At 48.1% G+C, this 10,546-nt stretch carries 9 protein-coding genes; 6 read left to right on the forward strand and 3 right to left on the reverse strand.

Annotated features, from left to right (window positions below; all coding sequences use genetic code 11):
- On the forward strand, nucleotides 1-192 hold a 192-nt coding region (locus OGY13_RS06520; RefSeq protein WP_094168952.1), incomplete at its 5' end, for a hypothetical protein.
- 100 nt (nucleotides 193-292) lie between these two features.
- Here OGY13_RS06520 and OGY13_RS06525 read toward each other — a convergent pair.
- Entirely contained in the window at nucleotides 293-1,315 is a 1,023-nt protein-coding gene (locus OGY13_RS06525) for an IS110 family RNA-guided transposase (RefSeq protein WP_001572362.1), read from the reverse strand.
- Nucleotides 1,316-1,694: 379 nt separating this feature from the next.
- Between OGY13_RS06525 and OGY13_RS06530 the strand changes: the two genes are divergently transcribed.
- The 3 genes from OGY13_RS06530 to OGY13_RS06540 all read left to right on the forward strand — a co-directional run bounded on the left by OGY13_RS06530 (nucleotide 1,695) and on the right by OGY13_RS06540 (nucleotide 5,104).
- Complete coding sequence (locus OGY13_RS06530) at nucleotides 1,695-2,933, forward strand: IS110 family RNA-guided transposase (RefSeq protein WP_003030308.1); 1,239 nt, start codon at nucleotides 1,695-1,697, stop codon at nucleotides 2,931-2,933.
- Between the two features lie 475 nt (nucleotides 2,934-3,408).
- The gene (locus OGY13_RS06535) at nucleotides 3,409-3,981 is read left to right on the forward strand and encodes a cytochrome b/b6 domain-containing protein (protein ID WP_001515348.1); all 573 of its coding nucleotides are present in this window, start codon (nucleotides 3,409-3,411) and stop codon (nucleotides 3,979-3,981) included.
- Nucleotides 3,982-4,180: 199 nt separating this feature from the next.
- Nucleotides 4,181-5,104: a cation diffusion facilitator family transporter gene (locus tag OGY13_RS06540; protein WP_000167917.1), complete on the forward strand. Its 924-nt coding sequence runs from the start codon at nucleotides 4,181-4,183 to the stop codon at nucleotides 5,102-5,104.
- Between the two features lie 256 nt (nucleotides 5,105-5,360).
- Here OGY13_RS06540 and OGY13_RS06545 read toward each other — a convergent pair whose 3' ends face one another.
- Nucleotides 5,361-6,002 (reverse strand): recombinase family protein, encoded by a 642-nt coding sequence (locus OGY13_RS06545; RefSeq protein WP_001567361.1) that lies wholly within the window; start codon nucleotides 6,000-6,002, stop codon nucleotides 5,361-5,363.
- Nucleotides 6,003-6,169: 167 nt separating this feature from the next.
- Between OGY13_RS06545 and OGY13_RS06550 the strand changes: the two genes are divergently transcribed.
- Together OGY13_RS06550 and OGY13_RS06555 are read left to right on the forward strand one after the other, a co-directional pair.
- Complete coding sequence (locus OGY13_RS06550) at nucleotides 6,170-9,208, forward strand: Tn3 family transposase (protein ID WP_045269834.1); 3,039 nt, start codon at nucleotides 6,170-6,172, stop codon at nucleotides 9,206-9,208.
- A gap of 23 nt (nucleotides 9,209-9,231) precedes the next feature.
- Complete coding sequence (locus OGY13_RS06555; protein WP_001572362.1) at nucleotides 9,232-10,254, forward strand: IS110 family RNA-guided transposase; 1,023 nt, start codon at nucleotides 9,232-9,234, stop codon at nucleotides 10,252-10,254.
- A gap of 100 nt (nucleotides 10,255-10,354) precedes the next feature.
- Here OGY13_RS06555 and OGY13_RS06560 read toward each other — a convergent pair.
- On the reverse strand, nucleotides 10,355-10,546 hold a 192-nt coding region (locus OGY13_RS06560), incomplete at its 5' end, for a hypothetical protein (protein ID WP_094168952.1).

Below are 10,546 nucleotides of genomic sequence, written 5' to 3' on the forward strand. Positions count from 1 at the left end.
TGGGGTCAGTTTGGATATCGAAAATTATTGTACTATAAGGGCTTCCCCGGCGTGTCAACGCCGGTGTTTATGGTTTCTGTCTGCTCTTCAGTAAAAATAAAGGGGAGAGACTGCGGTACTATAAACGGCCATGATGAATCGTCATCGATTCGGACCCTGATGAAAGACGCGCGTGAGGTTCTTGTTCGTTAAGCGGATACGTATATCCTGTACAATAGCCAGATAGGCCTCACGGGGTCTAACCCTTTATCATCAACGAATTGCAGGTCAGATGGTTATTTTGTTTCGTGCTTTAGCTGGCTGAGTACAGCCTGAAATCATCACCATAATGCAATGATGCCCAGCACAGCCTTGCGTTTTTGGCGGCGATGGCTACAACGGCACGCCAGTATCCTCTGCGATCGACCAGTGAACAGACCCAACGACTGAATAAATCAGTCCTTTTCTCGGCACCAATCAGAACCGAACGAGCCCCCTGAACCAGTAGCGTTCGCAGATACGAATCGCCAGCTTTAGTTATCCTGCCAAGCTTTGATTTCCCACCACTGCTGTACTGCGATGGCGTTAGTCCCAGCCAGGCTGCCAGTTGTCGCCCATTTTTAAAATCGTGTGCATTACCGATACTGGCGACCAGCGCACAGGCCGTTGTGGGACCAATCCCTTTCAGTTCCATCAATCGCTGGCTGCGGTGATCTGTTTTTGCCATGCGGGACAAAATCCGGTCATATTCAGTAATATTATCTTCAATACGATCAATGTGTTCCAGCAGGTCATTAACACATTGTTGAACCTGAAGTGGCAAAGAACTCTTCTGCTCAGAAACCATGTGACGCAGGGCATCTGTACTTTGTGGGGCGATGACACCGAATTCCGATATCAAACCTCTCAATCGGTTATATGTTGCTGTTTTCTCTTCGATAAAACCCTGTCTGATACGGTGTAGGCATTGCATCGCCTGCTGGCTCTCATCCTTCACTGGTACAAACCGCATATGCGGGCGACGAACTGCTTCACAGATAGCCTGAGCATCAGCTGCATCATTTTTGCCTGATTTACCGGCCATGCGGTAAGGAGATACAAATTTAGCAGCCATCAGCCGTGGTTCATGACCATATTGCCGAAACAACCTTGCCCAGTAGTGAGCCCCGGAGCATGCCTCCATCCCGATAACACAGGGAGGTAAACTGGCAATCAGCTCAGGAAGGGCAGCACGCGATACTTTGGGTTTAACCAGAACAGTTTTACCGTGTTGGTCAACGCAGTGAACAGCGAACACATTTTTAGCAAGATCGATACCGACAGTCGTGATGGTCATAACGAATCCCTCCGGGGCTATGTTTACCCCATGATTGCACAAGAGTTAATCAGGCGCATATCCAGGGGAAGTCCCTTCCATTCGTTAAGGTGATTTTTTGTACCTCTGAGCTGTGGTAGAGCTTGACCACTTTGACAGGCAGCTTTGAGCGAGATATAGTCATTCGCACCCTGAGAATTACACTTTAAGTGATTCAGGGTATGCGCTTACTGGTTACGAATATTGAGCGAGAATCACGTGATGATCGCCGCTTTTCTTTCGAGCCAGTGGGTGCTCCACGTTCGCTAACGAATACTCAGGGCATGCAGATAAACTGCTGGCTATATTTCTTTCGAAGAGCGTGGAATGCATACCAATCCCCGATAAAAAGGAGTTGGTGATGACTGCGACTAATCAATTTGCTGCGCACGTTGGTCTGGACTGGGCAGATAAAAAGCACGATGTCTGTGTTCAGTTTAAAAACGGTGAACGCACATTCCATGTGATTGAACATACGCCGGAAGCACTTGATGTCTGGCTTACCGAGTTACACCAGAAGGTAAAAGGCAGGATCGCTATCGCCGTTGAGCTGAAGAAAGGTCCCGTGGTGTATGCTCTTCAGAAATATCCATTTATCACCGTTTTCCCCGTCCACGCTTTGTCCCTGGCTCGTTACCGGCAGGCCTTCTCGCCCAGCGGCGCTAAAGATGACCCGCAGGATGCCGAGCTGGCATTAGAGTTAATGCTGCGTTATCCCCAAAAGATAAAAGCCATTGAACCCGACAATGCGGATATCCGGTTACTCCAGCAACTGGTTGAGCAGCGCCGTCAGCTGGTTGAAGATAAACGCCGTTTTGTGAACCGGATAATCAACACACTTAAACAGTATTATCCTCAGCCACTGGAGTGGTTCTCACATCGGGGTAGCTTACTATTGTGTGAGCTGATTATCCGGTGGCCCAGTCTGCAACAACTGAAACGAGCGAGGCGCGACACGATCCGCAACTTTCTGAATGCCAAAGGTGGCCGCGCAATGGCTCTTACCGAGCAACGTGTTGCGAGTATTGATAACGCGATCCCATTGACTACAGACCCGAGCGTTATAGAGGCTAATGCTTTGATGGCAACAGCACTGGCGACACAAATTAAAGTCGTGAGTGAAATCATCAAAACCTATGACGAACGAATCGAAGCGTTGTTTGACACATTGCCAGATGCGGAGCTGTTCAAATCACTTCCGGGCATGGGGCCGTGTATGGGCCCACGAATGCTTGCTGCACTTGGTGATAACCGTGACCGGTTTAACAGCGCTGAAGAAATTCAAAACTACGCAGGTATTGCACCGGTGACAGAACGAAGTGGCCAGAAATCCTGGGTTCACTGGCGATGGCAGTGTGCCAAGTTCGTCAGGCAAACCTTTGTTGAATGGGCTGCCAAGACGGTTAATTCATCATACTGGGCCAGACTGTATTATCAGGGCCTCAGAGAGAAGGGCAAATCTCATCAGTCTGCGATCCGGGCACTGGCGTTCAAATGGATAAGGATCATTTACCGCTGCTGGAAGGCCAGAACCCAGTACGATGAAGCAAAATATTTGCTGGCTCTCGAAGCGCGCCACTCGCCCTTACTGAAGCCATAAAAAGCTTGTCGAATGTCTCAGGGCGTGAAGCGGACATTGCAGACTGCCCAGTAGAAAAAGTGCTATCAGAATTATCTAAAGGAAGATCGTATTTACCATGTCTCATTCTAACTGTTTAATAAATTACAAAAATTAAAATTTCCATTTAATATCATCGCGTTAAGCAAGAGAATTAAACCTCTCATTTAATTTATGATTCTTATTTAATTCATGAGTTGGTGTAAAAATAGGTTGCCGCACTATAGAAAGACACATATTTAAACCCAGCAGGAAATCATATTTGAAAGTAATGTGTTTAAGGGGCTGCGTAACAAGAACAGCAAGTAAACACATAGTAATAACAGTTACCATTCCCATTTCGCAAGTGGCCATATCAGAGGTGAACTAATGCCTGCTGCAATTTTAAGAATTAAGGTTATCCTAATAATTCTTTTGTATGATTAAGATCATCGATAAATTTACTAAGGACTCATTAATGAAATTGCGACTCTGGAATCTATTACCCCATGATTACGCTCCTTTTTTTCGTATTCTTCACATCATTGTGGCATTTCTAATATTATCACAAATTATTAACTCTAATCTGACAGAGACCGAAGCAATTGGTGAACATAGTCTTGAAGGAGTTATAACCTGGATGCACATTATTTCAGGGTTAGGACTGATTATTTGTGGTTTTATTATGTTAAGTTGGATGCTTACTCAAAGAGGTTTTACTTATTATTTTTCATGGGTAGGGCTTGACTTTAGTGGTATTAAGCAAGATATAAAAACGTTGACTAGTTTCCGACTGCCCGATGCACATTCGGGAGGTATTGCCAGTACAATCCAAGGATTTGGAGTTCTAGCATTGCTAATTGTAGCACTTTCAGGTGGCCTATGGTTCTTGTTGAATACCATGCAGTCAAATCTGGCTGAAACAGTAATCCACTGGCATAAGTTCTTTACTACTTTCATTGAGGTCTATTTTTATGCACATGGTGCAATGGGAGTTTTGCATATTTTAATTGAAAAATATAAAAGCCGCTCAGTTAACCTAAGTGACTAATCTGTTGTGAGATAATATTACTTCAAGTTGAAGAAAACCCTAAAAATAAAATTTAGTTTACTAGAAGATGAAACAGCACTTGCAGAGACTTTTTAATTAAATTTAATAAAAACGAAAAAATATTCATGGCGAAATGATTGTTTAATTATCTATCATGGATAGAAATGTGAGTTAGTCGTCCTATTTTAGGAAGTTAATAATGACTAAAACAAAAGGGTTACCTCGTCCGCTGACGCACTACGCTTGGCTTTCCATTGCCACGGCTATTGCCACTATCGGACTCAAAGGTGTGGCGTGGAAAATGACCGGTTCGGTCGGTCTGCTATCTGATGCCATCGAATCCGTAGTTAACCTCGCAGGAGCCCTAATGGCGCTCTGGATGCTGACCTTGGCTGCGCTTCCGGCCGATGAGAACCATGCATATGGGCACGGCAAAGCCGAATATTTCTCGAGTGCTTTCGAAGGATTTCTGATCCTATTGGCGGCAGCCAGTATCGCCTATACCGCAGTTGAGCGGATGTTAACTCCACAGCCGCTTGAGGAGATTGGTCTCGGATTACTGGTTTCAACAGTCGCATCAATCCTTAATTTTGTGACGGCTCGCATTTTGTTAAGGGCTGGCAGGCAGCACAACTCTATCACTCTTGAGGCAGATGCTCATCACCTGCTGACCGATGTCTGGACGTCGGTCGGTGTCATTTTTGGTGTCGGACTGGTTTATCTGACCGGCTGGTTTTGGGTCGATCCAATCGTTGCATTGCTGGTCGCAGCCAACATCGTTTGGACTGGTTATCAGCTTATGAGTCGTTCAGCTGCAGGTCTGATGGACGTATCGCTACCCACGGAAGAACTCAAAAAAATCGAGTCACTGCTGGCAGGATATCGTGAACAGGGGCTTGATTTCCATGCACTACGTACACGCCAGGCTGGCGGGCGGGCGTTTATGACAATGCACATCCTAGTTCCTGGGCGATGGACTGTTCAATATGGGCACGACTGGGCCGAGCGTATAGAGAATGATATCCGCACCGCACTGCCTTTTATCCATATCACCACTCATGTGGAACCGTTGGAAGATCCCGCGTCAATGAACGACCAAACGCTCGACATTTCTGATCACTAAACTAACCACATGTCGCTGGTCGGGTAGGGTAACAAACCTCGCTCTACAAAAATTTCAGGTATTCTCTATAATTCTGAGGGTACTTGATGTGACCTGCGCCCAATTGTTGGGCACGCAATATTTTTAAAAAGTCCGCTTCTGGCACACAGCGGACTTTCCTTACATAGATGATGCGTCAGGCTGCTAATCACAAAAGTTGTTACAGGGCGCTAACTATTAGGCCATGACTGCAAATAAACACCGTTATTCCAGCCTTTCAGGCAGTTTCATTATTTTTATGAAGCGCTTGTATCCGGCAAACCTGTGAAGCACTGTAGCCTGTAGCATCCGCCGTTTCCCGGATACTCAGTTTCTTTACCTGCCGGTAGTACAGGACTTTCTGATGCCGTTCCTGATCGGCCTGCTTACCCCGGTACTTTCCAATTGTATGAGCCCGCTCGATTCCCTGTTTTTGCCGCTGGCGGCGGCTCAGCCAGTCCTTATGTGACATTGCGGCCATCAGATCGATAAGCATGTTATTGATGGCGGTTATTACTGCGCGGGTTATCGGGTCGGCCTGCGAAGGGTCCTTATCTGACAGTGCCTGCCATGATGTGGGCACATCAAGACTGACAATTCGCAGCTCATGTTGTTCTATCTGTTTTTTTAGCGTCATCCAGTCGCTGTTGCTGAGACGTGTCAGACGGTCTATCTGCTCGACCAATAAAATATCATTGTGGTGACTGTCCATCAGTAAGCGCCCTAGTTCCGGGCGCTCAAGTTTTGTGCCACTGATATTTTCCCGGTAGTAGCTGGCGATTTTATGCCCCCGTTCCTGGACGAACTGCTCCAGCATCTCTTTTGCCCGATCGGCGAACTGGTCTTCCGTCGATGCCCTTAAATAAGCTCTGATGAACATTTTCCCACCGCGTTATCGCATTTAGGTTATTGCATTTATTCTATCGCATATAGGTTATGTCATTTATCGTGTGCCGTCACGTTTTGGTTATGGCTTCAGGGTGTACCCTTATGCGATAACCATTTTTGTTAAAAATACCGCATCGGATAATTTATGAGGGAAACTATATGGCAAGGAGGCAGATTCTTTCTCTGTCGGAAAGAGAATCATTACTGGCATTGCCAGACGATGAGTTAACGCTGACCCGGATGGCCTATTTCAGTGAGCATGATCTGGCGCTTATCTGTGCTCACCGTAAACCCGCCAGCCGTTTTGGTTTTGCCGTCCTTCTTTGCTATCTGAAAAATGTTGGCTTTGCCCCGGATAAAAAAATCCCACCCTCTGATGCACTGCTGAAACATATCGCCAGCAGGCTAAATCTTACCGGTGATCTCTGGCCTGCTTACCTTTCCGGCAGGGATACGACCCGGCGCGAGCATTTAACCGAACTGTACCGCTATCTTGGCGTGAAGGCATTTACCGGCAAAATACAGCAGGACTGTATTACACACCTGCTGTCGATGGCGACGCGTACTGATAAAGGTATTCTCCTGGCCGAAGAGATGCTGGTCTGGCTCCGGCAGAACAACGTAATAATCCCCGCGATTGATGTCGTGGAGCGTACCTGTGCTGAGGCCATGGCAGGCGGCGATAAAATCGTATTTCAGACTCTGAATGCCCCGTTAACTCCGGCTCACAGGGATGCCCTGGATCGTTTACTTGAGTCATCGGATAATCAGTCTTCCAGGCTGACATGGCTTCTGCAACCGCCGGGTAAAATCAATGGTAAGAACGTGCTGCAACATCTTGATCGGCTCAGCAGCGTTGAATCGCTGGCATTACCGGAAGGTATAGATCGTACCATTCACCAGAACCGGTTGCTGAAACTGGCGCGGGAAGGCCGGAAGATGAGTAGCCGTGATTTGACCCGATTTTCAGCAACCCGGCGTCATGCGATCCTGGTGTGCGTGCTGGAAGAAGCCAGAGCCACACTGACAGACGAAGTGATTGAGTTGCATGAGCGAATGCTGAACAGCCTTTTCAGCAAAGCCAAAAGAACACAGGCAGAGCGCCTTCAGCAGACCGGAAAGCTGATCCAGTCAAAACTGAGGCAGTACATCGATGTCGGTCAGGCGCTGTCTGATGCCCGCGATTCCGGTGACGATCCATGGCTCGCAATAGAAAATATACTCCCATGGCCTGAATTTGTCGCCAGTCTGGAGGAAACACGCCATCTCGCCAGAAAAAATAATTTTGACCCGCTGCATATTATTACCGAGAAATACAGCATATTACGGAAATATGCCCCACGCATGTTATCCACTTTACAGTTAGTCGCAACCCCGGCAGCGCAACCTCTGGCTGATGCGCTGGTTGTGATCAAGGATATGTACCTGAAGCACTCACGTAAAGTTCCGGCGACTGCGCCGCTTGAGTTTGTCCCTGAAAGCTGGCACAGGGTGGTGATTACACCTGCGGGTATTGATCGGCAGTATTATGAATTTTGTGCGCTCAGCGAGCTTAAGGGAGCGTTGCGCTCCGGGGACATCTGGGTTAAAGGCTCACGGCGCTACAAAAATTTTGATGATTACCTCATTCCCGAAAAGGACTTTGACAAACTCACTCCGGCGCTGCCACTGCCCGTATCTGCTGATTACCATGAGTACATTACCAGCCGTATGACCCTGCTTCAGTCCAGACTTGAAGAGGTCAATGCCATGGCAGCCCTTGGTGAACTGCCCGATGTGGAAATTTCCGACAGGGGCGTAAAAGTCTCTCCGCTGGATAACTGCGTACCGGCGCAGGTTTCACCGCTGGCAGAGCTGGTTTACAGCATGCTACCGCGCCCTAAAATCACGGAAATTCTCGATGAGGTAAACGGCTGGACGACGTTTACCCGACATTTTTCGCATATAAAAAATGACATTACCCGTCCCGATACCCGCCTGCTTCTCACCACCATTCTTGCGGATGGCATCAATCTTGGCCTGACAAAAATGGCAGAAGCCTGCCCCGGGAGTACCAAATCATCACTTGAAGATATTCAGGCATGGTACATCCGCGACGAAACCTATTCAGCCGCCCTTGCAGAACTGGTAAACGCGCAGGGGAAAAGGCCGCTGGCGGCATTCTGGGGAGACGGGACAACATCATCATCAGATGGACAGAATTTCAGAACAGGCAGCACTGGCCGCTACGCAGGACAGGTTAACCCGAAATATGGGCAGGAGCCCGGACGACAGTTTTATACCCATATTTCGGATCAATACAGCCCGTTTTACACCTGCATAATAAGTCGGGTCAGGGATTCAACCCATGTTCTCGATGGCTTGCTGTACCACGAAAGTGACCTGAAAATCAGGGAGCATTACACCGATACCGCGGGTTTCACCGATCATGTCTTTGCCCTGATGCATCTGCTGGGATTTGCGTTCTGTCCGCGAATCAGGGATCTCCATGACAAGAAGCTGTTTATCAAAGGGAAAGCAGACCAGTACCCGGCGCTTCAGTCACTGATATCAACGACCAGCCTGAACCTGAAAGAGATCGAAATTCACTGGCGTGAAGTGTTGCGTCTGGCAACCTCGATAAAGCAGGGAACAGTGACGGCATCCCTGATGCTGAAAAAGCTTGCCAGCTACTCAAAGCAAAATGGACTTGCCAAAGCACTGAGAGAAATTGGCCGTATTGAACGAACGCTGTTTATGATCGACTGGTTCCGCGATCCGGCACTTCGTCGGCGGGTCCAGGCGGGACTGAATAAAGGAGAAGCCCGTAACGCGCTGGCGCGCGCGGTATTCCTGCACCGTCTGGGTGAAATCAGGGATCGTAAACCGGAAAATCAGAGCTATCGCGCCAGTGGACTGACGCTGCTGACGGCAGCTATCTCGCTGTGGAATACCGTCTATATGGAAAGAGCGGTCGATGCCCTGAAGCGTAAAGGGGTGAAGATCAACGATCAATTGCTGTCGCATTTGTCCCCGCTAGGCTGGGAGCATATCAATCTGACAGGCGATTATATCTGGAAAAGCAACCGGATACCGGCTTCCGGTAAGTTTCGTCGGTTGAGACCCGCTAAAGTCGAAAGGTCAAAAAATAGCCTTAACGAATGGAAGGGACTTCCCCTGGATATGCGCCTGATTAACTCTTGTGCAATCATGGGGTAAACATAGCCCCGGAGGGATTCGTTATGACCATCACGACTGTCGGTATCGATCTTGCTAAAAATGTGTTCGCTGTTCACTGCGTTGACCAACACGGTAAAACTGTTCTGGTTAAACCCAAAGTATCGCGTGCTGCCCTTCCTGAGCTGATTGCCAGTTTACCTCCCTGTGTTATCGGGATGGAGGCATGCTCCGGGGCTCACTACTGGGCAAGGTTGTTTCGGCAATATGGTCATGAACCACGGCTGATGGCTGCTAAATTTGTATCTCCTTACCGCATGGCCGGTAAATCAGGCAAAAATGATGCAGCTGATGCTCAGGCTATCTGTGAAGCAGTTCGTCGCCCGCATATGCGGTTTGTACCAGTGAAGGATGAGAGCCAGCAGGCGATGCAATGCCTACACCGTATCAGACAGGGTTTTATCGAAGAGAAAACAGCAACATATAACCGATTGAGAGGTTTGATATCGGAATTCGGTGTCATCGCCCCACAAAGTACAGATGCCCTGCGTCACATGGTTTCTGAGCAGAAGAGTTCTTTGCCACTTCAGGTTCAACAATGTGTTAATGACCTGCTGGAACACATTGATCGTATTGAAGATAATATTACTGAATATGACCGGATTTTGTCCCGCATGGCAAAAACAGATCACCGCAGCCAGCGATTGATGGAACTGAAAGGGATTGGTCCCACAACGGCCTGTGCGCTGGTCGCCAGTATCGGTAATGCACACGATTTTAAAAATGGGCGACAACTGGCAGCCTGGCTGGGACTAACGCCATCGCAGTACAGCAGTGGTGGGAAATCAAAGCTTGGCAGGATAACTAAAGCTGGCGATTCGTATCTGCGAACGCTACTGGTTCAGGGGGCTCGTTCGGTTCTGATTGGTGCCGAGAAAAGGACTGATTTATTCAGTCGTTGGGTCTGTTCACTGGTCGATCGCAGAGGATACTGGCGTGCCGTTGTAGCCATCGCCGCCAAAAACGCAAGGCTGTGCTGGGCATCATTGCATTATGGTGATGATTTCAGGCTGTACTCAGCCAGCTAAAGCACGAAACAAAATAACCATCTGACCTGCAATTCGTTGATGATAAAGGGTTAGACCCCGTGAGGCCTATCTGGCTATTGTACAGGATATACGTATCCGCTTAACGAACAAGAACCTCACGCGCGTCTTTCATCAGGGTCCGAATCGATGACGATTCATCATGGCCGTTTATAGTACCGCAGTCTCTCCCCTTTATTTTTACTGAAGAGCAGACAGAAACCATAAACACCGGCGTTGACACGCCGGGGAAGCCCTTATAGTACAATAATTTTCGATATCCAAACTGACCCCA

The organism is Citrobacter sp. Cpo045, assembly GCF_030332875.1.
Lineage (GTDB): Bacteria > Pseudomonadota > Gammaproteobacteria > Enterobacterales > Enterobacteriaceae > Citrobacter > Citrobacter portucalensis.